Below are 26,899 nucleotides of genomic sequence, written 5' to 3' on the forward strand. Positions count from 1 at the left end.
ACGATAGAATGACCGTTATCTCTGGAGATCCGACGACTCAGCTGGCCTTCTCGATGTTCGAGAACAAAGGGGTATATGCCGTCCTGGTCGGCTCCGGCATTTCCCGGGCTGCGGGTATTCCTACGGGATGGGAGATCACGAAAGAGCTGGTGGAGCGCGCAGGTGTTGCAGCGGGCGCGCGCCCTCAAGATGACTGGGTTCAATGGTATGTCAATACGACTGGCCAACAGCCCAACTACTCAGTCCTGCTGGAAGAGCTCGCCAGCACGCAGACGGAACGTCGAGCCATCATTCAGGGTTTTCTTGAGCCCAGTGCTCAGGAGCTTGAGGACGGACTCAAGACCCCCACGCCGGCTCACCGCGCGATCGCCTCAATGGTCAAGTCGGGCCACATTCGCGTTATCGTCACCACGAACTTCGATCGGCTCATGGAGAACGCACTACGCGAATTGGGCATCGAACCCACTGTCGTAAGCTCCGAGGACACCCTTTCTGGCGCAGAGCCTCTGACTCATTCTCAGTGCTACGTCTTCAAGATCCATGGTGATTACAAAGACGCCAGGATTCTGAACACTGACGCAGAACTGGGTGTGTACCCAACACCCTTTAACGCGTTGCTTGACCGAATCATCGATGAGTTCGGTCTGATCGTCGCGGGGTGGTCGGGTGAGTGGGATCATGCATTGCGGGCAGCATTTCTGCGCGCGCCTAGTCGACGGTACCCCACGTTCTGGCTCTCTCGCGGCCGGTTGTCCGACCGTGGCCAGGAATTGATTGATCAGCGTAAAGCCGTGGTCATCACCTCAGGGGATGCCAATACCTTTTTTACCGGGCTGAACGTCAAGCTGGAGACCATCCAGCAGTCCAGGCAGCTGAATCCGGTGGGAGCGGATATGAGCGTGGCAATGGCCAAACGATTCCTCGCGCGGCCGGAACAACGTATCCAGATGGACGATCTGTTCTGTAATGAGACGCGCAAGGTGATCGGACACTTCGCGTCTGTGTTTGCAGGCGGTCAAACGCGGCACCAGCATCAGCCCATTGATTGGGTTCTTGACTATGAATCGATAACAGAACCCTTGGTAAGGCTAGCTGCCGTCATCGGACGTTGGGGATCTGACAACGAACACAAGCTGGTATTAGACGCGATCGGTGCCCTGTACGCTGAGGCTCAGAAAGCCCAGGAAGGTTTCAAGAGCTGGCTGGATCAAAAGCACTACCCCGCTGCCATGGTGTTTTATGGGTATGGGTTGGGTTTGACGAAAGCCGGTCGGCTGGGCGAGTTGTTTAAATTGTTCGATGCTCCGCTGCAGAACCAGCGACGTGGCCGGATCCTATCGATGAATGCGGAGCTTTCACCTTTCCTTATCGAGAGCAACAGCCGCCAGATTTGGAACACCTTGGAAGGCCAGGAGCGCGCTAAGGCCCCCTTCAGTAACAGGCTTGCCGGTGTGCTCGTCCCACGATGGGCGCCTGACTTTGCGGGAATTGAATCAGCAGAGCTGCTTTATGAGCGTTTCGAGTTCCTTTGCTTGCTTCATTTCTTGAAATTGCGAGACGTGAACCAAGAGTCGCTGAGCAGCATGATTGAGCGAAACCAAACTAGCCAGATCAGCCTAGGCCGGATCTCTCTAGTTGAGGACAGGATCATACGATTGGCGCAGGAATATTCAACGGATGAACATCGAGTGCCACTACTCGAAGCAGGGTTTGCTTTTGGCAGTGAAAAGTATCTGCAGGACGTGCTGGACGCCCTGCAATCAGCTGCGGGCTGGTAGCCGCCGAACTCCTACCAAGTCCTTGCCTGCCGGCTTATCGGACCCCTTTAGTGTTGTCTCATCGACGGCTTCTTCATCATGAACCGTATCAACCTCTGATGGAGCCCAACAATGAACACCAACACTTCTGGCCAACCTCGCATGCTGAACCTTGAGGAGTTCGCCGCTCTCATCCGCAAAATGCGTGAGGTCGTCCAGTGGTCACAAGAAACCTTGGCCGAGCTCGCAGGCTTGAACGTGCGGTCTGTGCAATGCGTTGAAAATGCCAAGCCTGCTACCAGTTTCGGCTTGGCACCCGGAGCACGGCGACCAGCTTGCGGATTGAGCAGGTTGATCACGCCTATCAAGCTTTAGCTGCAGCCATCCATGCAGTTTCCCCTTCAGCATGCCAGCCTCGCTCGGCTAGCTGCTGAGTAGCATCCAAGATCCCGACGTCACCAAAAAAACGATGTGGTTCCCGGAAAATGGATGCCAGCAAGGGACACCTTGCACAACCCCGAATCACGATTCCAGTACGACAAAAAATGCCAACACGTCCGGATACGGGAAATTGATCGCGGCGTTACCGATGATGTAGTGCTCACGCGTAACCCGAGGCAGGGCGAGGTCGACCAATGGTTGAGTCATCCCGGGGACGAGGCTAACGCGGGTCTCGGAAAACTCGGTCTATGAACATCAATCGATGAACAGTTGCGTTCATGTCAGGGGCACTGAGCCAGTATTCTTGGGCTGTTGACCTGCTTATGAACATCTGACATCGCCCACTTGTTCAATACGATATTATGCTGCATATGCTTATGAGCAGCCTAAAGCCCTGATTCAACAATCCCACCTCTGACGTCCACTTTCTTTCACAAGTATTTTCCCCTCCCCATAGGTATGCTCCGCGTTTGTTACCAATCATTGATACCGGAATGCCGACCCAGGTCTCTGCTGCACAACCGCAGTATAGGGAGCCGTATCCTCTCAAGGACGTTTGAACACAATGAGTACCACCGCGCTGGACATCAACAGCCTGACGCCACTGCCTTACCACCAGCGTGTGGTCGACTACTTGAAAGCCCATGAACCTGTCGTGTGGGAATGGGCCTCGTCCTTGGGCGTTCAGCAGGAGCATGCCCAGGACGTGCGCGCGCAATTGCTGCGTGACACCTATCGCCTGAGCCCCGAGACCCATCCGCAGGCCTATCAAGCCTGTGAAACGGCGCTGCAGTGCTTACAGATCAAGGCACCCGCAACCCTTTACCAGGCTGGCGACGGTGCGATGAATGCGAGCCTGTATTACCTGGCCGGTGAAGTGCATGTGGTGTTTTACGGACCGATTCTTGAGCGCCTGGATGCCCAGGAGCTGCTGGCGTTGCTCGGGCATGAGTTGGCCCATTACCGCTTATGGTCGGAGCACAGTGGCGACTTTCTCACTGCCGAGCGGATTCTCAATCATGCCATGGCCGATCTGAATACGCCGGCCAGCCTGGAACAGACCGCGCGTCTCTATAACCTGCACACTGAAATCTATGCCGACCGCGGTGCCGCCCTGGTTGCCAATGGTCCAGAAGCGTCGATTACGTCGCTGGTCAAGATTCACACCGGGATTACCAGCGTTGATGCCGCCAGCTACTTGAAGCAGGCCCGTGAGCTGGACGGCAAGGATGCACCGTTATCCGAGGGCATCTCCCATCCGGAGACGTTTCTACGCTCCCAGGCGGTGGACAGCTGGTGGCAACAACTCCCGGAGACGGATGACTGGCTGGATCGCCGATTGCGCGGGCCGTTGTCACTCAATCGCCTGGACGTGACCGATCAGGTCGAGTTGACCGCCCTCACCCGCAGCTTTATTGCCCATTTCATCGGCGCGTTCGTATTGCAATCGGAGGTTGTGCTCAACCAGGTGCGCGGTTTCTTTCCCGATTGGAAAGACAACGAAACGCCACTCGACCTGGCGACGCTGAACGCCGAGCGTATCGACACAAGCATCCATGAATACCTGCACTTCATCATGCTCGACCTGAGTCTGGTGGACCGCGACGTGCGGGATGAAGCCCTGCTGCACGCCGCGCGCACCGCCAAGAAACTCGGCAGCGCCGATGACTTTATCAACGTGCTCAAGCGCGATATCAAACTACCAAAACGTGAGCTCGACCCGATCGTTCGTGCGCTCAAAGCGGAGGTCGACACATGGACGCAGTAATCCAACCCGTCACATTCACTGAGTTACTCAATAGCCACGATGGCGCTGCCGTGCCCATAGACGATGTGTTGTTCCTGGCGCTGCCGCTGCTACGCCAAGTGGCGCAACTGCATGAACTGGGGCGTGTCGCCCAGCTCAGTTATTTCGATGTGATACAGGGGCCGGAGCGCACGCTGCAATTGCGCAATCCCGAGGGTGTCCCTGCGCGACTGGCGATGGACGCGATCAAGCAGGTGCAGCCCAATCCGGAATCGGCGCTCAACGTCGTCGGCAAAGTCCGCCTGACTCGGGATTCGGAAAGCGGCGTGGCCATTACCGACCTGCAAGTCCAGGAAGATCTGCATCAAACTATCGACCACCCGGTGTTCCTCCCTGACCTGCACAGTTGGGAGCATCGCCTCGGGCACCACGATGAGATTACCGACATATTCCAGCTGGGCCAGTTGCTGGCGTGCCTGGCATGCGGGCTGGATTTCGCCGATATCAATGACCTCAAGACGTTTGCCCGGCATCGTCGCAATCTGTTCCAGCTCAATGGCCGACTCAACCCGGTGCTGGCCAACCTTATCGTCGAGATGACTGAGCTCAACCGCCATGAGCGCGCCACTGACGTGGGCTCACTGGCACGCCGCCTGGAGTCCTGGCGCGAGCAGCCGGCCAGCCTGGATGTCGAGCGTGTGTTGGCCCAGGCCGAAGGCCCGGCTTCGCGGCGCACCGTGGTGCTGGAACATCTGCGCAACCGGTTGTTTGACCTTTCGCGTCGCAATCGCCTGCTGTATTTCCGGCCGACCCAAGCCAACGTCAACTTGACCGTGGCCAGCGTTCCGTTGGTGATGCGCATTGAAAGTATCCGGCCCGAAGCGCTGTGCACCTGGCAGCCCAACTTTGGCGGATTCTCCGAACAAGTGCTGAGCGGTAAACCTGTCGGCCTGCAGCAATGGCTACGGTTCGAAGACCAGGCCTGGCTGCAGGCGTCCCTGGAGCGCATCATCCAGGAAACCCGCCGCGACCGCGCCGAATTCGGTTTCAGTAACCTTCGCCTGGTGGTGGCGTTCATGCGCTGGCACAACCTCAAGGACACGCCGGAAGAACGCATCGTCACCCCGCTGCTGTGGTTGCCGGTGGAATTGAGTCGCAAAAAAGGCGTACGTGACCAGTTCGTGTTGCAGTGCGACGAAACCGAGGCCGAATTCAACCCGGTACTGCGTCATCAATTGCGTCAGCTCTACGACATCCAGTTGCCGGAAACCGTCGACCTGCAAAAGACTTCGCTGGAAGAGATTCACGCCGATATTGCGCGCCAGATCAAACTGACCGAGCCCGGCGTTGAGTTACGCCTGCAAAGCAAACCGCAAATCGAACTGATCCACCAAAAAGCCGTGCAGCATCTGCATCACTTCCAGCGCCGTCGTGCGCGCCAGCGCATGTCGACGCCTTTGACGAAGCCGGATTTCAGCTACGACCGCGAAGATTTCCGTCCACTGGGCCTGCAGTTGTTCCAGCAGAAGGTGCTGCCCAGCGAGTTGCCGCTACGCCTGGCCGTAGGCGCGAAACCGGTTCTGCGCAATCAACACCCCCAGATGGTTGCCAGCAGCGCCGAAAACAGCACCTTCGCCCTGCCCGAGAACCAGGGGCATCGCTACGCCTGGGACATAGACCTGACCCAGGTGACCCTAGCCAACTTCAATTATCGCAAGATGTCGCTGGTGCGTGACTATGCACAGTTGATCGACGAACCGGCGCAGAACGAAGCGTTTGACCGGATGTTCTCCATTGAGCCTCGGGACGTCGAGGTCCAGGCCCCCGACCCGATCCCGTTGCCCGAACAGTGGAACGTGGTGGCGGGCGACGCCACGCAGAATGCGGCCGTCAGCCTGGCCCGTACCGGGCGTAACTTCATCATTCAGGGACCGCCAGGCACCGGCAAATCCCAGACCATCACTAACCTGATTGCGGACTACGCCGGTCGGGGCCTGCGAGTGCTGTTTGTCTGTGAAAAACGTGCAGCGTTGGACGTGGTGTTCCATCGCCTGCAGCAAAGTGAACTGGGTGATTTGTGCTGCCTGATCCACGACTCCCAGACCGACAAGAAGGCCTTCGTGGGCAACCTGCGCGAGTGCTATGAGCGCTGGATAGCCGGCGATGCGCAGTCGTCGCAGTTGCAAGCCAGGCGCGACACCTTGCTGGCAGGCCTGAGCCAGCAGTTGGGTTTGATAGAGCGTTTTGAACAGGCAATGCGTGGGATGCCGGAGTCCTTGGCATGCTCGGTACGCGAGCTGGTACGTCACCTGATCGAATTGCCGCCCGTTGCTGCCACGCTGCCTCCCGAAGCGTTGGAACGTTTACCCGAATGGCGTTATTGGCAGGCACAAAGCGAACTGATCGGCCGCGTGTATCAGGCGATCAAAGAACGTTTCGGCCTCGACAGCTTCGCACGTCACCCTTTCAGCCGCTTGGCCTCAAGCCTGATTACCCACGAACATGCGTACGGCCAACTCAAGGCGTTCCTGGATGAAGCCGGTGGGCTGATCGACAGCGTCGAGCAATGCCTGGAGTCATCGTCGAGCCTGTTGTCCGCGGACACTCGCCTGGCGGACGCGTGCGTGCTGACCCAGGCCGCCGAACACTTGACCAGCGCCAACCTCGCAGCGCACCTCGACCTGCTGGAACCGGGCTCATCAGGCGCCCAAGCGCTGCACGCCGAGCAGGCGGCGTTGCAAGCACTGGCCGTACAGCAACACAACGCCCGTGAATCCAACCACCACTGGCGTGAAAAACTCGCGCCCCAGGACACCCAGGCTGCCATCGATCTGGTACAGCGCCTGGAAGGCTCGCTGCTGCGTTGGCTGCAACCTGCCTGGTGGCGGCTGCGCAATGAATTGCAACGACGCTACGACTTCAGCCAGCACGCGATTCGCCCCAGTTTCCGCAGCGTGCTGGACAACCTGGCCGACGAGCATCGCGCCACTGCCGAACTGCACGCCGAGCAGCAACGCTTGCAAGGCCGTTATGGCATCCCGGATATCGGCCTGTTCGTGCACAACCTGCAAGCCTTACTTCAGCAACTGAGCGCATCACCACTGTTGCGTCAATGGGTTGAGGGCCTGCGGGGTAATCCGGACGCCCTGCCCGGTTTACGCCAGGAAGCCAGCCTGCGCCAGCCGGTAGCGCGCTTGGCCGAGCTAGTTGCGCAACATTGTGTGTTCGACCCGGCGCTGAGCCTGGGCGAATTGGCTGAATACCTGCGCGATCTGCGTGAGGAACTCGACGAACTGCCCGACACCCTGCCCCTGCTCAATGAGCTGCACCAAGCCGATCCTGTCTGCCTGGCGGTCGTGCAACAGTACGCCTTGGCGCAACGCGCACTGGACGGGTTGATTGCCCAGGAAAATCTGACTCGCCTGTACCGCGCCAATCCGCAGTTGGCGCGCTTCGACGGCGCGGCCTTGAATTTGGCGGCGCGCCAGGTTAGCCAGGCTGAAGGCAACCTGCTCAAAAGCAATGCCCACGTGCTAAGCGCCACATTGCACCAGCGTTTTCTGGAGCATGTGAAGCAATCGGCGATGTCGGTGACTCAACTCGACGCCCAGGCCCGCGAGTTCAAGAAAGCCTACGCCAAAGGCCGCCGTGAACTGGAACATGAGCTGGGCAAGACCATGCGCTATCGCTCCATTCGCGAAATGGCGAGTGGCGACAGTGGCCGCGTGATCAACGATCTAAAGCCGATCTGGTTGATGAGCCCGCTGTCGGTGTCCGACACCCTGCCGTTGACGCCGGACCTGTTTGATGTGGTGATTTTCGACGAAGCCAGTCAGATCCCCAGCGAAGAAGCTGTGCCTGCACTGAGCCGCGCGCAGCAGGTGATTGTGGTCGGTGATGAGATGCAATTGCCACCGACCAACTTCTTCTCCAGTGCCGGCGACCAGGACGATAACGAACTGACTGCCATGGAGGATGGCGAACAGATCGCAATCAACCTTGATGCCGACAGCTTGCTGAGCCAAGCCGCGCGAAACTTGCCGGCTACCCTCCTGGCCTGGCACTACCGCAGCCGCCACGAAGCCTTGATCAGTTTTTCCAACGCGGCGTTCTACGAAGGGCGGCTGATCACCATTCCCGACCGTCGTATCGAGCGCCCTGCCCCGGCCCAGACCGCACTGGACTCCACTGACGCCCAGGCGGCCATCCGCGGCGCCGACACGCTGCTCGACAGCCCGATCAGCTTCTTGAAGATGAGCGACGGTGTCTACCTCAGCCGCAGCAACCTGGCCGAAGCGCGGTATATCGCTAACCTGGTACGGGAGCTGCTGCAACGGGAGACTGGTCTGAGCCTGGGTATCGTGGCCTTTTCCGAGGCCCAGCAAGGCGCCATCGAGCAGGCCCTGGAAGACTTGGCCAGCGGCGACTCGGCCTTTGCCACACGGCTTGAGCGCGAATACGTGCGTGAAGACGCCGGCCAGTTCAATGGCCTATTCGTCAAGAACCTGGAGAACGTTCAGGGGGATGAGCGTGATGTGATCATCCTGAGCATTTGCTACGCGCCAGGACCGAACGGCAAGATGCTGATGAACTTCGGCCCGATCAACCAGCGTGGTGGGGAAAAACGACTGAATGTGATCTTCAGTCGCGCCCGCAAGCGCATGGCGATTGTTTCCAGCATTGAGTCCGAAGCCATCACCAACACCCATAACGACGGTGCCGGCGCACTGCGTGCATTCCTGCAGTTCGCCCAGGCCAGTGCCTGCGGGGATGCGCCGCGCTCCCAGGGTATCCTCGCCAACCTCAATCCAGGCGCCAAGCAGTCCTTTGCCGTCAGCCTGCCCAAGGACCACCTGCGCGGCGCGCTTGCCGCCGCGTTGCGCAAACGTGGGCATTCGGTACAGGAATATGTCGGACGTTCGCAGTTCCGCTGCGACCTCGCGATCAGTGACACCAGTGGTGAACACTTCAGCCTCGGCGTACTGCTGGACGGTGATATGGCGACCGCCGCTGACGTGCGTGAGCGCTACATCTTCCGTCCGACGGTATTGCGCAGCTTTGGTTGGAAGATTATCGACGTGCTCAGTATTGACTGGCTGCGCGACCAGGACGAGGTACTCAATCGCATCGAAGCGTTACTAAGGGGCAAGGAAGCCGCTGCACTTCCAGAACCGGAGCAGCCAGAGGAAACCATCGAGATCCAAGCCCAGCCGCCAGTTACCCCTGAAGTGATACCCTTGATGCGCGAGTTCACCTTTGGTGAAGGCAATTCCAACAAGTTCTGGCGTATCGGCGTCACCGAGGCTGAGGTAGTGGTGAATTTCGGCCGCATCGGCACCAAGGGCCAGACTCTGATCAAGTCCCTCGACAGCCCCGAACGCGCTTCGCGTGAAGCGCAAAAGCTGATCGCGGAGAAACTGCGCAAAGGGTATCAAGAGGCGGGATCAATCACCCCGGAGTGAGCTGAGGCGGTCCAGCATGAATGAGACAAGCGCGTTCAATCTGAACGCGCTGCAGCGGCCTGAAAAAGGCGGCGCCCCCGTAGAGAGCGAATGAGGGACTACCGATGGATAACCCCCTCCCAAGCGCAGCTCGCCATCACACCACAAACTAAGACTCCCAGCGACGAAACAACACGCTCGCATTAACACCACCAAAACCGAACCCGTTTGAGAGCGCATTCATGATCGGCATCTCCCGGGACTTGAGGCTGACCAGGTCAAGCCCATCAGCCGCCTCATCGGCATGATTCAGGTTCAACGTGGGAGGCACGATCTGGTCGCGAAGCGCCAAGACGGTAAAGATCGCTTCAATGCCGCCGGCCGCGCCCAGTAGATGTCCGGTGGCAGACTTGGTCGAGCTGATTGCCACGCCGGAACCCTTCCCGAACACTGAGCGAATGGCGGCCAGCTCCCCCTTGTCTCCGACTTGCGTGGATGTCGCATGCGCATTGATATGCTGCACGTCGCCAGGACTGACAGCAGCCTGACGCAGTGCCTGTTCCATGGCACGCCGTGCGCCGCTGCCATCTTCCGGGCCCGCCGTAAGGTGGTAGGCATCGGCACTGGTGCCATAACCCACCAGCTCGGCCAGGGGCTTGGCGCCACGCGCCACGGCATGTTCCAGTGACTCGATCACCAATAACCCCGCGCCTTCGGACATCACGAAGCCGTCGCGCTCCCGATCAAAAGGCCGTGAAGCCTGCTGCGGATGTTCGGCAAAACCGGTGGACAGCGCACGGGCCGCGGCAAAACAGCCCAGGGTCACACGGTCGATCGCCGCTTCGGTACCGCCGCACAGGGCGATGTCCGCCTCGCCACTTCTGATGAGCCTGGCCGCATCGCCGATGGCCTGTACGCCGGCGGCACAGGCCGTAACCGGGGCGCCGAGCGGGCCCTTGAAACCGTGCCGGATGGAGACGTGCCCTGCCGCCATGTTGGCCAGAAAAGACGGCGCGGTGAATGGCGACAATCGGCGCGGGCCACGTGTGTCGGTGGTCCGCACAGCATCGGCAATCACACCAAACCCGCCCACGCCAGATGCAATGATCGTCGCGGTCCTTTCCTGGTCTGCCTCCTCGGTCGGGTGCCAGCCGGCCTGCTCAAGCGCCTCGTGCGCCGCCACAAGGGCAAACTCGATGAAGCGATCCATCTTCTTGCGGTCCTTGGCCGAAATGACGCGCTCCGGGTCATACCCCGCGATGGCGTCTTCCTCCAGAGACGGCACCTGACCGCCGACTGCAACACCGGTGCCCTCGGTAACCTCGACCGGTAACTGGCGGATGCCGGAACGCCCCGCCAACAGCCGCTTCCAGACCTCCTCAACGCCGCACCCCAGCGGCCCGACAATGCCGACGCCCGTGACGACGATTCGCTTTTGACCGTTGAGATTATTCATTGAGCCCTCTTCATTTATCAGTCGAAAGTGCTTGGGTGGGTTTGGCTGCCTGAGTGCTGTTCTCAGGCTAAGGGCGGATCTTGAACCAGATGGCGTACATCGCCGGCAGGAACACCAACGTCATGATGGTCCCGACCAACGTGCCTCCGATCAGTGTGTAGGCCAAAGTCCCCCAGAAGACGGAATGGGTCAGCGGGATGAACGCCAGGATGGCCGCCATCGCGGTCAGCAATACCGGTCGGGCCCGTTGTACCGTGGCTTCGACCACCGCATGAAAAGGGTCCAGCCCTTCTTGTTCGTTGTGATGGATTTGCCCGATCAGAATCAGCGTATTGCGCATTAGGATGCCTGACAGCGCGATCAGCCCGACCAGTGCGTTGATCCCAAAGGGTTGCTGGAAGATTAATAATATTGGTACTACGCCAATCAACCCCAGCGGTGAGGTGAGGAACACCATGATCATCGCGGAGATTGAGCGGACCTGCAAAATGATGACCAGCAGGGTCATGGCAATCATGATCGGGAATAGCGGCAACATTGCTTTACCGGCCTTACCCGACTCCTCGATTGCACCCGCTTGCTCGATCCGATAGCCATCAGGCAGCTTGTCGATGATCGGCTGCAGCTCCTTCACCATCGCGCTCGACACATCCGGCGGCTGCAGGTCCTCGGCGATGTCGCCGCGTACGGTGATGGTCGGTGTGCGGTCACGACGGCGAAGGATCGGGTCCTCCATACGTACGTCGACCTGCCCGACCTGGGACAATGGAATCCGCTGACCCGCCGTGCCCACCAGGGTAAAGCCTTCTATCCGGGCGGGATCAAGGCGGATAGCGCCTGCCGCGCGGCCTATCACCTGCACTGAACGGATGTCCTCGCGCACCGCCGTGATCGGCACGCCCGCCAGCAGGAACTGCAGTTGCTGTGCAACCGCGCTTGACGTCAACCCCACGGCCTGCAAGCGGTCCTGGTCCAGGTTGAAATGCAACGTCGGCGTCAGCTGGCCCCAGTCGGTGTTGACGGTTCTCATCATCGGACTGGCCTGCAATACATCCTGTACCTGGCCGGCGATTTCGCGAAGTTTTACCGGATCAGGCCCCATCACCCGGTAGGCAACAGGGAATGGCGAGTACGGACCAAATACCAGTTGGGTGACCCTGACCCGCGCTTGCGGCGCAAGGCCTTCGGCAGCCGCCTCGCGCAGACGGAACTTGAGGGCCTCACGGGCCTCCTGGCTGTCCGTCAGCACCACGATTTTCGCGAATGACGGATCCGGCAGTTCCGGTGCCATCGCCAGATAGAAGCGCGGTGCACCTTGCCCGATGTAGGCCGTGACGATTTTTGCCTCATCCTGCTGTTGCAGCCAGGCCTCTATCTTGGCGCTGGTGGCGCTGGTCTGCTCAATGGAGGTGCCATAGGGCATTTGCACTTCAATCAGCACCTCGGGACGGTCCGAGGTCGGGAAGAACTGCTTCTTGACCAGCCCCATGCCAAGGATCGACACCACAAACAACGTGATGACGGTAACGGCCACCAGCCATTTGCGCGCAATGACCCGCGCCAACACCCGGCGGAAGCGGTTGTAATGACGGGTGTTGTAGATGGCGGCGTGGCCACCTTCGACCGTCTTGATGTCCGGCAGCATCTTCACGCCCAGATACGGGGTGAAGACCACGGCCACCACCCACGAGGCGATGAGCGCAATGCCGACAATCCAGAACATGTTGCTGGTGTACTCGCCGGCGGTCGATTGCGCGAAGCCGTTGGGCATAAAGCCGATCACCGTCACCAGGGTGCCGGACAGCATCGGCGCCGCCGTATGGCTCCAGGCGTACGCGGACGCCTTGATGCGGTCGTAGCCCTCCTCCATTTTTACCACCATCATTTCGATAGCGATGATGGCGTCGTCCACCAGCAGGCCGAGCGCCAGGATCAACGAGCCGAGGGTAATCCGGTCAAAATTCTTCCCGGTGGCTTCCATCACCACAAACACCACGGCCAGCGTCAACGGCACAGCGGCCGCCACCACAACGCCGACACGCCAGCCCATGCTGAGAAAACACACCAGCATCACCACGAGCAGTGCGACGAAGAACTTGACCATGAACTCGCCGACGGCCGAGTCGATATTCACCGCTTGATCGGTGACTTTGGTAAGCGCCATGCCCAGCGGCATGCCCTGGTTGATCTTGACCGTCTCCGCATCCAGCGCCTTGCCGAGGTCCAGGCCGTTCCAGCCCTCGCGCATCACGATCCCCAGCAGCAACGCCTCTTCACCGTTGTTACGCACGAGAAAGGTTTTGGGATCTTCGTAACCCCGTTCGATCGTCGCCACATCAGAGAGCTTGAGCGTGCGTCCCTGGAGCGTAATAGGTGTGTCGCGAATCTTCTGCAGCTTGTCGAAGGCGCCATCCAGGCGCAGGAACACTTCGGGCCCTTGGGTTTCAATGGAACCTGCGGGCGTGAGCACATTCTGATTGTTCAGTGCGGCAAAAATGTCCTGAGGCGATACGCCCAGGGTGGCCAGGCGATCATGGGAAAACGAGACAAAGATACGTTCGGGCTGCTCCCCGATGATATTGACCTTCTTCACACCCGGCACATGCAGCAGGCGCTGGCGCAACGATTCGGCATCGCGCACCAACAGGCGCTGTGGCTCGCCTTTGGCTTTCAGGGCAAACAGGGCGAATGTCACGTCCGAGAATTCGTCGTTGACCATCGGCCCTATGACACCGGCCGGTAGTTTTATCGCCTCATCATCGAGTTTTTTACGGGCCTGATAGAACTCCTCCTGCACCTGCGACGGCGGCGTGCTATCGAGCAATGACAGCATCGTGAACGCCAGGCCTGGGCGGGTATAGGTTTCCGAGCGGTCGTACCACTTCAGCTCCTGCAGGCGTTTTTCAAGGGGTTCCGCGACCTGGTCCTGCATCTCCTGGGCCGTCGCCCCCGGCCACGCGGTGATGACCGTCAACTGCTTGACCGTAAAAGGAGGATCTTCCGCACGTCCCAACTGGAAGAAGGACAGGATGCCCGCAACGGCAATCAGGAAGATCAAGAACACCGTGATCGAACGCTCGCGTACGGCGAGCGCCGAAAGATTGAAACGCCCTTCGCTCATGGATGCGTCCCCGCAACCGTGGCGTCATCCTGTTGAGCCAGCCGCACCGCTTCGCCATCGCGCAGCAGGTGGGCGCCCAAGGCAACGACAGGCTCACCTTCCTTGAGGTCGCCTGCAACGCGGGCCGAGTCGTCGCTCAAACCCAGGACCTGGACAGGTCGCCAGGTCACCTTCGCGGGTGTCCCGGCGATGACCCACACCCCTGCCCCCTTGCCTGGGTTATAAATGGCCGCAATGGGCACTTGCAACACCGGCCCCTGAGCCGCGCCTTCGGCAATCCTGAGGGTGACGGTCGAACCAATCGGTGCATTCGCCAGCGCGCCCTCCAGCACATACCGCGCCTCGAAGGTGCGAGTCATACGGTCCGCCGCGTCCGACAGCAGCCTGAGCCTTGCAGTAACAGCGCCGGTGGTACTGCCATAAAGTGTCGCTTGCGCAGAAGACCCGGCTGCCGGGCGCACGGTCTCGGGCAGATGCACGATCGCTTCGCGCTGCCCTGCCCTCGCGAGCCGAACCACCGGCTGCCCCGGGCTGACGACTTGCCCAGGCTCGGCGAGCGTCTCCACCACGACGCCGTCGGTATCGGCGACCAACACCGCGTAACCCGAAGCATTGCGGGCGACGTCAGCCTGCGCTTGCGCGGCGCCCAGTTGCGCCTTGGCGGTATCGGCCGCCGCTTTGATCTGGTCATAGGCCGATGCAGAGATCGCGCCTGCAGCGACCAGGTCACGGTAGCGCGCTTCGTCATCCGCGGTCTGCTTGGCTCGGGCTTTCGCGGCAATGACTGACTCTTGTTGTGCCCGCGCCTGTAAACCCAGGTCAATCGGGTCGAGGCGCATGAGCGGCTGGCCACGCTTGACGGTCTGGCCGGTGTCAACCAGACGCTCAAGGATCTTGCCGGACACCCGAAAGCCCAAATCGCCCTGAGTACGGGCAGCGACCACCCCGGTGAATGAACGCGAGATCGCGGAGGAACCCTGAACGGCTGCCGACCTCACCAGCGGGGGCTGCGTGCGCGGATCTTCAGCGGTGGATGAGTCGCCACATGCCGTCAGGACAAGCGGCAACAAGCAAGCGGCAATAGGGACAGGTCGAAGCCGGCGCATAGATTCCCGTGACTCAATAATAGAATGGAAATCATAGTTTTCAGCTTGTGACTATCTTTGTCAATCGTCACAAACTGCGGACGGCTTCTTCCGTATGGACCTACTGAACTTGTTGATTAGCGTGAATTGACAAGTAGTGACTATAAAGTACGATGGTCACAAGACATTTGGCTCAAGGAATCTCAATGCCCTCCCCTCGCCCCCTTGCTCTTTTGATGAGCGCCAGCCTTATGGTCGGTTGCTCGGTCGGTCCGGACTACCAACGACCGAACCCTGCGCTCCCCGAGCGATATATGGGCCAGGCCGCGATTGAACACAGGCCGAGTCCCACGCAGGCCAGCCTGGTCGCGTGGTGGAGAAGCTTTGGGGATCCCCAGCTAGCCGACTTCGTCGCTAAAGCCCTTGCGCAGAACCTGGACCTGGCACAAGCGGCGGCGCGAGTCACGCAAGCGCGGGCAGGACTGGGCGCTGCCAATGCCGCTTTACTGCCCTCGGGAAACATCAGTGGTCAGGCCGCGCGCTCCTATCAGTCCGTCGAGACGCCACTGGGCCAGGTGTTGAATTCAACCCCTGGCTTTGATCGATACGCAAGCGCCTACGAGCTCAACCTTGATGCGAGCTGGGAGGTGGATGTGTTTGGCGGCCTGCGACGCGGGCGCGAGGCCGCACTGGCGGAGTACCAGGCCTCCGAGGCCGGCGCTGCCGCCACACGCCTGGCCATCGCGGCGCAGACGGCTGATATCTACATCACGGTCCGGGGATTGCAGGCCCGGCTGGACATCGCCAACCGACAAGTCAAAACCCAGGAGCAACTGTTGGAAAAAGTCCAACTGCTCTACGGCAAAGGCCTCGCCGCCAGCTATGAGGTTCGCCAAACGCAGGGCGCGCTGGCGCAAGTCCAGGCGACAGTACCGGCCCTGCGAACCGGCCTGGATGCCGCCATGAACGCCCTTGATGTGATCCTCGGCACACCTCCTGGCACACATCGAAGACAATTGGCGAGTCAGGGCACGATTCCTCTGGCGCCGCAACTGAACGACACAGGAACGCCTGCCGATCTGCTGCGCCGCCGGCCAGATCTGATTGTGGCTGAGCGCCGCCTTGCGGCCTCCAACGCACGCATTGGTGAGGCCACTGCGGAGTATTACCCGAAGTTTTCACTTGGCGCATTGCTCGGCAGCGCCACGGCCGTATCCGGCGGCAACCTGTTTACCAGTGGTGCCAGCCAGTCGGCCGGCGTCCTGGGGCTGCGCTGGAGGCTTTTCGATTTCGGCCGCATAAACGCCCGGATTGATCAAGCCAAGGGGCAGGAAGCCGAAGCGCTCGCCGCTTACCGTCAGTCGGTACTGCGTGCCACCGAGGATGTCGAAAACGCCTTCTCCGCACTGGTGAACCGGGAGGCCCAGGCAACCACCCTCACCACAGGCGAAGACGCTCTGACACAGGCCCGCCAATCGTCGTTCACGGCCTATGAAAAGGGTACAGCCAGCCTGATTGATGTTCTGCACGCCGACGAGACCTTGCTACGGGCGTCCGACGCACGCGCGCAAGCTCAAACAGAATCGGCGCGGGCGGCGGTCGCCGCCTTCAGAGCGCTCGGCGGTGGCTGGCAAGAAGCGCCTGAACGCCAGCCTGTGGCGACTCGATAAGGCAGGCCCATTCACCGTGATGCGCTCCAAACGACCGGAAGCAATGCCCCACTTCCGGCCGATGTATGGAACACCCGCCAATCAGAACCGATAACTGACCGATGCCCCAAGGCCGTTCGCGCTGTTTTTATACTTGGAACTGTATGCGCCCCGGGTCGCGGAGACGTGGTTGATCTGGACACTCTCTTCCCACAGGTAAGAATAAGCGACATCGATCGTGACGTTGTCTGCCGGGGTCCAGCCTGCCCCGACGCTGAACACCTTACGGTCGCCCGTAGGGATGCGTGGCCCTCGATCAGTGTTATTGGTGGGTGACTGATCGACCGAAAAGCCGGAACGAAGCACCCACTGGTCATTGAGCTTGTACGCCGCGCCGATCGCGTGAGCCCAGGTATCGTGCCAGTTCTGCTGTTCGGTGACGGAACCCAGTTGAGCATTCAACACAGCAGGCAATCCCCTGGTCTCGCTGGTCAATTCCTTGAACCGACTCCACCGAGTCCAGGTGCTCCCTGCGTACAGGGTCCAGTCGTCATCCAGTTGATGAGTCATCGACATATCCACGGATTCTGGCGTGTCCACTTCCAACGAAGCGTCATAGCTGCGGCCGTTCACCCCCAGCACACTGAAGAGCCCGTCAGTGACCTTGGTCTTGGCATCCAGGCGGTAGCTGACCTTGGAATGGTAGGTCACCCCCAGACGTGTTCGGTCTGTAGCCTGCACCAAAATACCGACGTTGAAACCCAGAGCCGTGTCATCCCCGGTACTTTTGAGCTTCCCATCATTGCGGCCGGGGCTGAGCGGATTGGGCACCATTGCAGACAGCTCACCGCTGATGCGGTTGATGGTGGGACCGAACCCCATCGACACTTTATCGTTGAAGGCATAGCTGACGGTGGGCTGAAACGTAAGGGTCGTCACCTCGCTTTTGTTGGCGTAGTAGCGGCCGGCAAAACCGCTGCCGTAATCGGTCATCAGACCAAACGGCACATAGAACCCCACGCCGAAAGCCCAATGCTCATCAATCGGCTTGACGTAGTACCCCATCGGCACCGTGGTCACCGGCACCATGTCGCCGTCTTCCTGACCACCGAATGTACTGCGCGTGTGGCTTATATCGGACTTCGCGAACAGCGTCGCGCCGCCCACGCTGACCTGCTCGCTTTTCAAGCGCGCCATGCCCGCCGGGTTACCGAAGACGGTGCTCGCATCCTCGGCAGAAGAAGAACGACCGGCGAACCCGGAGCCCATCCCACTGATGCTCTGTTCGTTGAGCGCAAAACCGCTGGCCAACACACTGGAAGAAGCAAGCACGACAGCCAGCCCAAGCGGACTTTTGAGGAGGATTTTTTTCATTATTAGCGCTCTTCGTTCAACATCGAAAGGAATCAGCAGGAGGGGTTCTGTAAGTGCCCCTTTTAGACTGACACGCCATGCTTATTCAAGTGACTAATTATGTCAATGGTCACGGTCCGTGCGAATATTTTCTGCACGGGTTCATCGATGGCTGAACGCGAGGCTAGAGATGGGCTATTTGGACCTTCACATAAGGATTGCGAGGCTGGCGCAGCAAGGCGTCATGGCATGAGGCTACGCAGGATCAGGTTCGAGGTAAGGGTCGGGGCTGTCTCAACGAAGTCGAGATTGTATTGAAGCAGCAAAGGGTTGACGAAAGGCCGCAATGCAAAATGTATGGAGTCTACCGTTTCATCCAGTGGTGTCTTGCGTTCAAATTCGCCGCTTTCCCGCCCTTCACGCACGATTTGCAGCACGAAGCGCTTGATCTGGGCGTCGTATACCTGCGAACTCGGCCAGCTCTCCGATGCGGCAAACGCCGCGATATCGTAGAGTTTTCGGTCATTGAAGAACAGGCTTACACCCGTGGAAATCAACGTTTTGACCAGGCGTCGAAAGCGCTCTGTCGACGAAATACCCTCAGCGTCTATGGCCTGTTCGACCGCCGCAACAATTTCAGCCAGGCAGTTGGCGCAGATAGCTTCCCCAATCGCTTGCTTGGAATCAAAAAACTTGTAGATGTAAGCCTTGGAAAAACCAATAGCTTTAGCCAGGTCGGAGACCGTGGTTTTGCTGTAGCCATACTGGCTGAAATGCTGGTTGGCGGCGGAGACAATCTGATCGCGAATGTCATGATCGGCTGGGCCGCGAACGCCGCGCGAGGAAATAGAGGGTTGGTTCATGGCTGTAGCTTACGCACCCGCGTCGGGATTGACAATCCAGTGACCCTATTGGGAAAAGGTCATGAAAGTTTCTCAAATCACATCAAGGGGCGCGCATGCGGATCAGATTCAGTTGAACCTCCGTCACTTGGATGGACTCCCAAACCTGAATCCAGGAGAAACCTATGACCCATACAGCTTTGGTTGTGGGCGCCAGCGGCATCGTCGGCAGCGCCATCACTCAGTTACTCATCGACAACAACTGGCAGGTCGCCGCGCTGTCCAGGCACCCGTCTCAGGCGCCAGGCGTGATACCTGTCGCGGCAGACCTACAGGATCCTGCTTCGCTGGAACAGGCGCTCGCGGGGTTGAAACCTACGCATGTGTTCATTACCACATGGTCACGGCAAGCCACGGAAGCCGAGAACATTCGCGTCAATGCCGCCATGGTTCGCAACGTACTAACCGCCATCCGGCCGGCCAAAAGCGTCGAGCACGTAGCGTTAGTGACTGGCCTGAAACACTATCTCGGCCCATTCGAGGCCTATGGTAAAGGCAGCCTCCCGCACACACCGTTTCGCGAAGATCAGCCTCGTCTGGATATCGAAAACTTCTACTACGCCCAGGAAGACGAACTCTTCGCCGCGGCTGAACAGGACGGCTTCACCTGGAGCGTTCATCGCCCGCATACCGTCACCGGGGTTGCCGTGGGCAACGCGATGAACATGGCCACCACCCTCGCCGTCTATGCCTCGATTTGCAAACACACCAATCGTCCCTTTGTATTTCCCGGTTCACGCGTGCAGTGGGACAGCCTCACCGATATGACGGATGCACGGCAGTTGGCCAAACAACAATTGTGGGCGGCCACCACGCCGGCTGCGGCCAATCAGGCATTCAACGTCACCAACGGCGATGTGTTTCGCTGGAAATGGATGTGGGGCCGCATCGCCGACTACTTCGACGTGTCCGCTGCCGATTATCCCGCTTCACCCTCCCCCCTTGAGCAGCAGATGGCTGACGATCAGGCCGTGTGGACGCAAATAGTCGCGGAACGTGGGCTGAAAGAATCCGATATCAGCCGCCTGATATCTCCCTGGCATACCGATGCAGACCTGGGTCGACCCATCGAAGTTGTCACGGATATGTCGAAGAGCCGTGCCCTGGGCTTCACCGCCTACCAGGCGAGCGATCAAGCGTTTTTCGACGTGTTCGACCAACTACGCGAGAGACGCTTGATACCCTAGGTCGCTGCTGGACAGATAGTCTGATCAGCGAGTAATCATCCCGGCAGCTTGTTCGGTGGCTTCAGTCGTGCGAGTTGCCAGCTTGCGAACTTCGTCGGCAACCACCGCGAAGCCACGACCTGCCTCACCCGCGCGCGCGGCCTCGATCGCCGCGTTCAGCGCCAGGAGGTTGGTCTGGCTGGCAATGCTCTGAATCGTCCCAACGATCTGCGACAATTGAGCGATGTTTTCCTCAAGCGTGCGCTGATGCTTGACCTCTGCTTGTCGTAGAGCCTCCTGCTCATGCTGCAAATGGACATCCACCAGTGCACCGACTACCCGAAGCGGTAAGCCTGCGGGGTCGCGCCGAGTCTGACCTCTGGCTCTGAACCATCGATACTCGCCGCTCTTCATTTTCAAGCGGTACTCGATATCAAAGGGCGTTTTACCGGATCGGTCATTCAGGTGAGCACCAAAAGCGTTGAGGCTTCGCTCCTTATCGTCCGGGTGCAGCCTGGATGCCCAGCTGTCCAGGACATCCGGGAACTCCTCCACGGTTTCAAATCCGAGCAGTCGCCGGAACTGGGGAGACCACCAGAACGGGTTCTTTGGATTTACCGGGTCTCCCGCGATGACTTCCATATCCCACAACCCGTCCGAGAGCATCTCCCTGGCCAGTTCAAACCGGGTGATGATGACGTCGTGCTCCTGGTCGCGCTCAAGCTGATCATGAATATCCCGCAGAGACCCCGCTACGCGTATGGGCATCCCGCGATCATCGCGCAGGGTTTCTCCCTGGGCATAGAACCAACGGTACGAACCGTCCTTCATCGCCAGCCGATTTTTCACCTTGTAGGGTGTATTCCCGGACTTATCGTTCAGATGGCGGGCAAACGCATCAAGCGTGGCTTGTTTGTCCTGCGGATGCAGGCGATCGGCCCAACTGGCCAAGACATTTGGGAAATCGCGTTCATCTCTGAACCCCAGCAGGTTTCGCAATTGCTGAGACCACCAAAAACGATTTCTAGGATTCACCGGGTCGCCGGCGACGACCTCCATATCCCATAGCCCCTCGCTGGAAGCTCGGTTCACAAGATCGAACCGGATTTCATGGGCTGAAGCGGACGACGCTGCCTCGGAAAGCATCTCACGGGCTGCTTCCAATTCACGCTCAAGCTCATCTATACGAGACTTGGAGTCGCGATCAAGTGAGTCAAAAACCCTCCAGGCATCCAGCACTGCAGCGCTTTCAGCGCACCCGTCTACCTGTGGCGGTACACCACGAGTGATTGCAGCTACCAGTTGTTGAATCGCGCGGCGATCACGGCGCAGGTTGAAGAAGATAGTCATGACGATTGGACTCATAAATATTACGGGCCCGATCCATGGCACCTTGCCAGCTATATCGTCATGAATGAAAAAAACTGTACATGATTTTCAATTTGTACACGTTTTTCTCACGATTCCAGGCCTTGGTTGGCCCCATCAATGGCCGAGACTCCCTTCTTTATTGATAAGTATCCGTCTCCTCAGCGGGATAAAACTCGCCCTCCTTCCCCATTTCTTTCAGCCGCTCACGCACAATTGCCTCAACGCTGGCCACGGCAGCTTGATCGTCAGGGTCGACCAGCTGCAAGCATAGACGTCGGATATTCTGATCGTGGGTGCCCTCGCTCATCATTTCGTGAGTGAAGGCTTGTTCGCCGCGCCACAGGCATAGTTGGGTATGCGTCCCACCGAGCCATATTTCGTTGATGGACTCAAGGTCGGTGGTAGTCAGTTTATCGACGGTGATTGTCTTATCCATTGCGCTGTACCTTAAACATAAGTTGATACAGGTAGACTTAAAGGTGCAGTGGGTCGTTCCAAATGATAGGTGGGTCAGCGTCGGACCAGCGCACTGCAAGACCTGGCGTGCAACGCAGGTACGGCTAACAGACTCTGGAGGTAGCATGGTGGATAGAAATCGAATTGCAGAGGTCGTTCAGGACTTTGAATCGTCAATTTGGCGCAAGGCTAATTGGCTGAATAAACCGAACCTTTACCAAACCTTCACTGACGGTTCCCTGGAGGTAGTGACCGGCGCCCAAACCGACTTTTGGCGCGAAACGCACTACGGATTCATACGCGATAGCGGGCATTTCCTGGGATTTGCTACTTCAGCAGCCTTTACGGCCCAGGTCAGAGTCAACGCTGACTTTCGCGAGTTGTACGATCAAGCAGGCATTATGGTCCGGCTCGATGAGAGGACTTGGCTCAAGGCAGGCATGGAAAACAATGACGGAACGCCGATGATCAGCAGCGTGCTGACCCAAGGCCAGTCGGACTGGGCGCCTGGCTGCTTCCCCGGCAACCCGAACGATTTTTGGCTTCGCATCACCGTTTCCGAGGGTGCGCTGCGCTTGCAGTATTCAACAGATGGGGTGACTTGGCCATTGCTCAGGCTTGCACCTTTTCCAGAGGCGAAAACCTATACGGTTGGTCCCATGTGCTGCACACCGCAGCGCCAGGGTTTGAAGGTCAAGTTTTCTGAGTGGTCTTTAAGCCAGCCTCTCGGGCGAGATCTGCATGATTTGAGCTAGGCGTCAGCGCCAGAACATCTACGCCGGACAGTGGAACGACTGCGCGCTTGTTCCTCGGATGGCAGAACTCATCCCATCCCTGTCACTACCTTGTCCCCCTGTCCGACACCCACGCCTGCTTACCCTACAAGATCTTGTAGTCGCTAAGCCCCCACAAGTCCTCTATAAAAAACCGCACTTTCCCCGCCTCAAGGAACACCCTGCCATGCACATGGAAGAGCATACGCTGAGCGCTATGAGCGACGAGCTTAAACTTATGCTGGGCCGCTTTCGGCATGAACAATTCGTCGAGAAACTGGGATGGCGATTGCCTATACCGCCGCATCAGGCCGGTTATGAATGGGATCAATACGATACCGAGTACGCTCGCTACCTGTTGGCCTTCAACGAACAGCGATCAATCGTAGGCTGCGCCCGTCTCATACCCACCACGCTCCCCAACCTGCTGGAAGGCGTCTTCAGCCATACCTGCGCCGGCACACCGCCCAGGCATGCTGCCATCTGGGAAATGACGCGCTTCACCACTTGCGAGCCGCAACTGGCCATGCCTTTGTTCTGGGAAACCCTCAAGACCGCGAGCCTGGCGGGCGCCGATGCCATCGTCGGTATCGTCAACAGCACGATGGAACGCTATTACAAAATCAACGGGGTCAACTACGAACGCCTGGGGCCAGTCATCACTCACCAGGACGAAAAAATCCTCGCCATCAAGCTATCGGCTCACCGTGAACACCACCGTGGGGCCCGCTTACCTTCAGCCTTCATGTCCGAGGACTTATTAAAGCGCAGCGCTTGATATAACGGCCAAGTCGACCTTGCACACCGATGACCCTCAGATATAGCCCAGCGCAACGGCGTAAGACACCGCCTGCACGCGGTTGCTGGCGCCGATCTTGCGCTGGATGTTGCGGTGATGGTAGTTCACGGTATCGGCGCACACGCCCATGATCACGCCAATTTCCTCCGAGGTTTTGCCATCCGCAGTCCAGCGCAGCACATCACATTCGCGTTCGCTGAATTCCACATCGGTGTTGAACACACGAATGTCACCCTCCAGCGCGGAAATTTTCTCCAGGGCCGCAGCCGCAAACGCTTTGGTTACAGGCTTCAATGCTTCGAATTCCTGAAGACTGATGGCGTTGTCCTTACGTGCCAGGCTCAACACCCCGACACGTCCCTGGGTGTTGAACGAAGGCTGGGCCAGGCCATGGCACAGATTCGAGTCGTTGGCTTCAGACCACAGGCCCGGGCAGTCCCGGAACAACTCGTTGCTCCACAAAATGGGAGCCGACGACACCTTGCTGTGTTTTACCGTGGGGTCGATCTTCGCGTAGTTTGCGGATTGGTAGCGCTGTATCCAGTGCTGGGGGTAATTGCCGTACATATACGTCTTGGGCCGCATGAACGGCGTCGCGCTGCACATGCCATAGGCAAAAAAATCAAACCGCAGTTCCCGCAAAGCCCTCAATGCAACAACTGTGAACTCCTCCATGTTTATGGCTTGTGCAAAAATACTGTAAAAATAAGCATCCCACCCCAACAACTGTCCTAATTCCATTTTGAACACCTATAACACTCCAGGGAAGTGGAGAGACTAAACCAAACTGAACGCCTGTCAACACACAAGATCATGCGCCATAGACTGCTTCGCACTAGCGACATATTTTTTATGTCTAACTCAACTAACTAGCCTTAAGCCACTACCTCTCAGCCGATCAAGAACTCCGCCCTTCATAATAATGCAACACTCCATCCGACCGCTTCCAAAGCGCCCCACTCCTGCTGAGCCACTACAAGATCTGGTAGTTCCAGGCCCCGGAAATGCGGGTGTATAAACAACACCGCACAAAACAGCCCCAAAGGCACAACTGTTAAATATTGTTCAATTTTGTCATGCGCAACTAACTAATTATTTAATTGCTTTTTAAGAAACACAATCAACTAAGGAGAACAGCGCCCATGCCTGCTTCACTTCTACTTGGCGGCTTTAATGATCAGCTTGAGCTTCGCCGGAAAAACCGCGCAACTGTCGATCTGTACATGCGCACCAACGGCGAAGATCGTCTGCGCCGGCATGAGTTGTTCACTCCGGATGGCAGTGGCGGCTCCTGGAACACCGAAACCGGTGAACCGCTTGTTTTTAAAGGCCACGCCAAACTGGCCGCGCTCGGCGTGTGGCTGCACCAGTGCTTCCCGGACTGGCAGTGGCACAACGTGCGGGTGTTCGAGACCGACAACCCCAACCACTTCTGGGTGGAGAGTGACGGTCGCGGTACCACTCGAGTCCCTGGTTATCCAGAGGGGCATTGCGAAAACCATTACATCCATTCCTTCGAACTGGACAACGGCAAGATCACGCAAAACCGTGAATTCATGAACCCGTTTGAACAACTTCGCGCCTTGGGCATCCCGGTGCCAAGCATCAAGCGTGAAGGTATCCCCGCTTCATAAAACCCTCTATTCATTGGAGTTTGAACATGCCTGATAGCGCCGTGCAACAACTCACCGCTGACGATACTGAACTGCGTCGCAAGAACCGCGCCACGGTTGAACAATACATGCGTACCAAAGGCCAGGACCGCCTGCGCCGGCATGAACTCTTTACCGAAGACGGTTCAGGCGGCTTATGGACCACGGACACCGGTGCACCGATTGTCATCAGCGGCAAAAGCAAACTGGCCGAACATGCAGTCTGGTCACTCAAATGCTTTCCTGATTGGGAATGGTACAACGTCAAGGTATTTGAAACCGATGACCCCAACCATATCTGGGTCGAGTGTGATGGCCACGGCAAGATTCTCTTTCCAGGTTACCCGGAAGGTTATTACGAGAACCACTTCCTGCACTCATTCGAACTGCAAGACGGCAAAGTAAAACGCAATCGCGAATTCATGAATGTATTTCAACAATTGCGCGCCCTGGGTATTCCAGTGCCGCACATCAAGCGTGAAGGCATTCCTGCCTGAGCCTTTGGGAGAGTGATCGCATCATGGAAGACTTACTGAAACGGGTTCTACAGTGTGAAGCGGTCCAGCAGCCTCAATGGAGCGAACCCTCGCAATTGCATGATGCGCAGGCCTACCTCAGGGACAGCGCGTCACTGATTCGCGTCGAAGACATTCTGGTATTGCGCGCCACGCTGGCCAGGGTGGCGGCGGGCGAAGCGATGATCATCCAGTGCGGTGACTGCGCCGAGGACATGGATGAAAGCGCTTGCGATCATGTGATCCGCAAAGCCGCGATGTTGGACATTCTGGCCGGCGCGTTCCGGCTGGTGACCCGGCAACCGGTGGTGCGGGTGGGACGGATCGCCGGGCAGTTCGCCAAGCCGCGCTCCAACCACAGTGAACGCATTGGCGATGTCGAGTTGCCGGTATACCGCGGCGACATGGTCAACGGTCGCGAGGCCGTCCACGGCCATCGCCAGCACGATGCGCAGCGCCTGGTACGCGGCTATCACGCCGCTCAGGACATCATGGGGCACCTGGGATGGAAGGAGCCGTCCGGCGAGATGCAGCTCACCGGCTCCCCGGCCTGGACCAGTCACGAGATGCTGGTGCTCGACTACGAACTGCCGCAAGTGCGCCAGGATGAACAGGGCCGGATATTTCTGGGCTCCACCCACTGGCCGTGGATCGGCGAACGTACCCGCCAGTTGACGGGCGCTCACGTCGCGCTGCTCAGCGAAGTGCTCAACCCGGTGGCCTGCAAGGTCGGCCCGGATATCACCCGGGACCAGCTACTGAGCCTGTGCGAGCGCCTGGACCCCAGGCGCGAACCCGGCCGGCTGACCCTGATTGCCCGCATGGGCGCCCACAAGGTTGCCGAACGCCTGCCACCGCTGGTTGAGGCGGTGCGCCATGCCGGCCACAAGGTGATCTGGCTCAGCGACCCGATGCACGGCAACACCATCGTCGCGCCCTGTGGCAACAAGACCCGCATGGTGCAGACCATCACCGAGGAAATCAGTGCCTTCAAACAGGCCGTGATCTCGGCCGGTGGCGTGGCCGCCGGCCTGCATCTGGAAACCACCCCCGATGACGTCAGCGAGTGCGCCTCCGATGCTGCCGGCCTGAGCCAGGTGGCCAGCCGCTATAAAAGCCTGTGCGACCCGCGCCTGAACCCAGGGCAAGCCATTACTGCGGTGATGGCCTGGCAGGCCTGCCCTCCTCCCTCTTTTGCATCCCTTTGACTGGAGT

Annotated in this window: 18 protein-coding genes and 2 pseudogenes; 10 read left to right on the forward strand and 10 right to left on the reverse strand. The window is 58.7% G+C overall.

Translation table 11 applies throughout. From position 1 onward, the window contains the following. Window positions 1-8: 8 nt before the first annotated feature. Window positions 9-1,778: an SIR2 family protein gene (locus tag MRY17_RS12760; RefSeq protein ID WP_243353884.1), complete on the forward strand. Its 1,770-nt coding sequence runs from the start codon at window positions 9-11 to the stop codon at window positions 1,776-1,778. A 501-nt stretch (window positions 1,779-2,279) separates the two neighbouring features. Here MRY17_RS12760 and MRY17_RS26415 read toward each other — a convergent pair. After that, window positions 2,280-2,405 (reverse strand): hypothetical protein, encoded by a 126-nt coding sequence (locus MRY17_RS26415; protein ID WP_262020186.1) that lies wholly within the window; start codon window positions 2,403-2,405, stop codon window positions 2,280-2,282. A gap of 358 nt (window positions 2,406-2,763) precedes the next feature. On the opposite strand from MRY17_RS26415, the gene MRY17_RS12765 reads away from it, so the two are divergent. Continuing rightward, window positions 2,764-3,966: a M48 family metalloprotease gene (locus MRY17_RS12765; protein ID WP_243353886.1), complete on the forward strand. Its 1,203-nt coding sequence runs from the start codon at window positions 2,764-2,766 to the stop codon at window positions 3,964-3,966. Beyond that, a complete protein-coding gene (locus tag MRY17_RS12770; RefSeq protein ID WP_243353887.1) occupies window positions 3,954-9,407 on the forward strand; it encodes a WGR domain-containing protein in 5,454 nt (1,817 codons plus the stop codon). The genes MRY17_RS12765 and MRY17_RS12770 overlap by 13 nt, the downstream gene beginning before the upstream one ends. 148 nt (window positions 9,408-9,555) lie before the next feature. Here MRY17_RS12770 and fabF read toward each other — a convergent pair whose 3' ends face one another. The 3 genes from fabF to MRY17_RS12785 all read right to left on the reverse strand — a co-directional run bounded on the left by fabF (window position 9,556) and on the right by MRY17_RS12785 (window position 15,069). Then, window positions 9,556-10,842, reverse strand: a complete 1,287-nt coding sequence (fabF, locus tag MRY17_RS12775; protein WP_243353889.1) for a beta-ketoacyl-ACP synthase II — start codon at window positions 10,840-10,842, stop codon at window positions 9,556-9,558. Window positions 10,843-10,909: 67 nt separating this feature from the next. Next, entirely contained in the window at window positions 10,910-13,963 is a 3,054-nt protein-coding gene (locus tag MRY17_RS12780) for an efflux RND transporter permease subunit (RefSeq protein WP_243353890.1), read from the reverse strand. Continuing rightward, window positions 13,960-15,069, reverse strand: a complete 1,110-nt coding sequence (locus MRY17_RS12785; protein WP_181284302.1) for an efflux RND transporter periplasmic adaptor subunit — start codon at window positions 15,067-15,069, stop codon at window positions 13,960-13,962. The genes MRY17_RS12780 and MRY17_RS12785 overlap by 4 nt, the downstream gene beginning before the upstream one ends. 185 nt (window positions 15,070-15,254) lie before the next feature. Here MRY17_RS12785 and MRY17_RS12790 point away from each other — a divergent pair, with 185 nt between their 5' ends. Next, entirely contained in the window at window positions 15,255-16,718 is a 1,464-nt protein-coding gene (locus tag MRY17_RS12790; RefSeq protein WP_243353891.1) for an efflux transporter outer membrane subunit, read from the forward strand. Between the two features lie 81 nt (window positions 16,719-16,799). Here the strand turns inward: MRY17_RS12790 and MRY17_RS12795 are convergent, their stop codons facing one another. Further along, on the reverse strand, window positions 16,800-18,071 hold the full coding sequence (locus MRY17_RS12795; RefSeq protein WP_243353892.1) for an OmpP1/FadL family transporter: 1,272 nt from the start codon (window positions 18,069-18,071) through the stop codon (window positions 16,800-16,802). Between the two features lie 221 nt (window positions 18,072-18,292). Continuing rightward, window positions 18,293-18,913 (reverse strand): TetR/AcrR family transcriptional regulator, encoded by a 621-nt coding sequence (locus MRY17_RS12800; protein ID WP_124432708.1) that lies wholly within the window; start codon window positions 18,911-18,913, stop codon window positions 18,293-18,295. Window positions 18,914-19,077: 164 nt separating this feature from the next. Here MRY17_RS12800 and MRY17_RS12805 point away from each other — a divergent pair, with 164 nt between their 5' ends. Continuing rightward, a complete protein-coding gene (locus tag MRY17_RS12805) occupies window positions 19,078-20,139 on the forward strand; it encodes an SDR family oxidoreductase (RefSeq protein WP_191952852.1) in 1,062 nt (353 codons plus the stop codon). Between the two features lie 33 nt (window positions 20,140-20,172). Here the strand turns inward: MRY17_RS12805 and MRY17_RS26640 are convergent. The 3 genes and pseudogenes from MRY17_RS26640 to MRY17_RS12820 all read right to left on the reverse strand — a co-directional run. Beyond that, window positions 20,173-20,400 (reverse strand): annotated as a pseudogene (locus MRY17_RS26640) (methyl-accepting chemotaxis protein); the annotation flags it as partial. Window positions 20,401-20,457: 57 nt separating this feature from the next. After that, window positions 20,458-21,483 (reverse strand): annotated as a pseudogene (locus MRY17_RS26420) (PAS domain-containing protein); the annotation flags it as partial. A gap of 142 nt (window positions 21,484-21,625) precedes the next feature. Next, window positions 21,626-21,925 carry a hypothetical protein gene (locus MRY17_RS12820; RefSeq protein ID WP_181284306.1) on the reverse strand — a complete coding sequence of 100 codons (300 nt, stop codon included), beginning with the start codon at window positions 21,923-21,925 and terminating at the stop codon, window positions 21,626-21,628. 196 nt (window positions 21,926-22,121) lie between these two features. On the opposite strand from MRY17_RS12820, the gene MRY17_RS12825 reads away from it, so the two are divergent. Both MRY17_RS12825 and MRY17_RS12830 read left to right on the forward strand, forming a co-directional pair. Then, window positions 22,122-22,700 carry a DUF1349 domain-containing protein gene (locus MRY17_RS12825; protein ID WP_243353935.1) on the forward strand — a complete coding sequence of 193 codons (579 nt, stop codon included), beginning with the start codon at window positions 22,122-22,124 and terminating at the stop codon, window positions 22,698-22,700. Window positions 22,701-22,905: 205 nt separating this feature from the next. Beyond that, a complete protein-coding gene (locus MRY17_RS12830) occupies window positions 22,906-23,496 on the forward strand; it encodes an acyl-homoserine-lactone synthase (protein ID WP_181284308.1) in 591 nt (196 codons plus the stop codon). Window positions 23,497-23,532: 36 nt separating this feature from the next. Here MRY17_RS12830 and MRY17_RS12835 read toward each other — a convergent pair whose 3' ends face one another. Continuing rightward, entirely contained in the window at window positions 23,533-24,258 is a 726-nt protein-coding gene (locus MRY17_RS12835) for an autoinducer binding domain-containing protein (RefSeq protein ID WP_181284309.1), read from the reverse strand. Window positions 24,259-24,659: 401 nt separating this feature from the next. On the opposite strand from MRY17_RS12835, the gene MRY17_RS12840 reads away from it, so the two are divergent. From MRY17_RS12840 to MRY17_RS12850, 3 genes are read left to right on the forward strand one after another with little or no spacing between them, the layout of a single operon-like run. Then, a complete protein-coding gene (locus tag MRY17_RS12840) occupies window positions 24,660-25,151 on the forward strand; it encodes a PhzA/PhzB family protein (RefSeq protein ID WP_191952853.1) in 492 nt (163 codons plus the stop codon). A gap of 26 nt (window positions 25,152-25,177) precedes the next feature. Next, window positions 25,178-25,666, forward strand: coding sequence for a PhzA/PhzB family protein (locus MRY17_RS12845; protein ID WP_181284311.1), 489 nt, complete (start codon window positions 25,178-25,180; stop codon window positions 25,664-25,666). Between the two features lie 23 nt (window positions 25,667-25,689). Continuing rightward, complete coding sequence (locus tag MRY17_RS12850) at window positions 25,690-26,892, forward strand: 3-deoxy-7-phosphoheptulonate synthase (protein WP_191952854.1); 1,203 nt, start codon at window positions 25,690-25,692, stop codon at window positions 26,890-26,892. The last annotated feature ends 7 nt before the right edge of the window (window positions 26,893-26,899 follow it).

It is taken from the genome of Pseudomonas orientalis (genome assembly GCF_022807995.1).
Classification (GTDB): Bacteria; Pseudomonadota; Gammaproteobacteria; order Pseudomonadales; family Pseudomonadaceae; genus Aquipseudomonas; species Aquipseudomonas orientalis_B.

Bases quoted from the DNA above. Each gene is read 5' to 3' on its own strand.
- MRY17_RS12760 (WP_243353884.1), top strand. From the start codon at position 9: ATGACCGTTATCTCTGGAGATCCGACGACTCAGCTGGCCTTCTCGATG.
- MRY17_RS26415 (WP_262020186.1), bottom strand. From the start codon at position 2,405: ATGACTCAACCATTGGTCGACCTCGCCCTGCCTCGGGTTACGCGTGAG.
- MRY17_RS12765 (WP_243353886.1), top strand. From the start codon at position 2,764: ATGAGTACCACCGCGCTGGACATCAACAGCCTGACGCCACTGCCTTAC.
- MRY17_RS12770 (WP_243353887.1), top strand. From the start codon at position 3,954: ATGGACGCAGTAATCCAACCCGTCACATTCACTGAGTTACTCAATAGC.
- fabF (WP_243353889.1), bottom strand. From the start codon at position 10,842: ATGAATAATCTCAACGGTCAAAAGCGAATCGTCGTCACGGGCGTCGGC.
- MRY17_RS12780 (WP_243353890.1), bottom strand. From the start codon at position 13,963: ATGAGCGAAGGGCGTTTCAATCTTTCGGCGCTCGCCGTACGCGAGCGT.
- MRY17_RS12785 (WP_181284302.1), bottom strand. From the start codon at position 15,069: ATGCGCCGGCTTCGACCTGTCCCTATTGCCGCTTGCTTGTTGCCGCTT.
- MRY17_RS12790 (WP_243353891.1), top strand. From the start codon at position 15,255: ATGCCCTCCCCTCGCCCCCTTGCTCTTTTGATGAGCGCCAGCCTTATG.
- MRY17_RS12795 (WP_243353892.1), bottom strand. From the start codon at position 18,071: ATGAAAAAAATCCTCCTCAAAAGTCCGCTTGGGCTGGCTGTCGTGCTT.
- MRY17_RS12800 (WP_124432708.1), bottom strand. From the start codon at position 18,913: ATGAACCAACCCTCTATTTCCTCGCGCGGCGTTCGCGGCCCAGCCGAT.
- MRY17_RS12805 (WP_191952852.1), top strand. From the start codon at position 19,078: ATGACCCATACAGCTTTGGTTGTGGGCGCCAGCGGCATCGTCGGCAGC.
- MRY17_RS12820 (WP_181284306.1), bottom strand. From the start codon at position 21,925: ATGGATAAGACAATCACCGTCGATAAACTGACTACCACCGACCTTGAG.
- MRY17_RS12830 (WP_181284308.1), top strand. From the start codon at position 22,906: ATGCACATGGAAGAGCATACGCTGAGCGCTATGAGCGACGAGCTTAAA.
- MRY17_RS12835 (WP_181284309.1), bottom strand. From the start codon at position 24,258: ATGGAATTAGGACAGTTGTTGGGGTGGGATGCTTATTTTTACAGTATT.
- MRY17_RS12840 (WP_191952853.1), top strand. From the start codon at position 24,660: ATGCCTGCTTCACTTCTACTTGGCGGCTTTAATGATCAGCTTGAGCTT.
- MRY17_RS12845 (WP_181284311.1), top strand. From the start codon at position 25,178: ATGCCTGATAGCGCCGTGCAACAACTCACCGCTGACGATACTGAACTG.
- MRY17_RS12850 (WP_191952854.1), top strand. From the start codon at position 25,690: ATGGAAGACTTACTGAAACGGGTTCTACAGTGTGAAGCGGTCCAGCAG.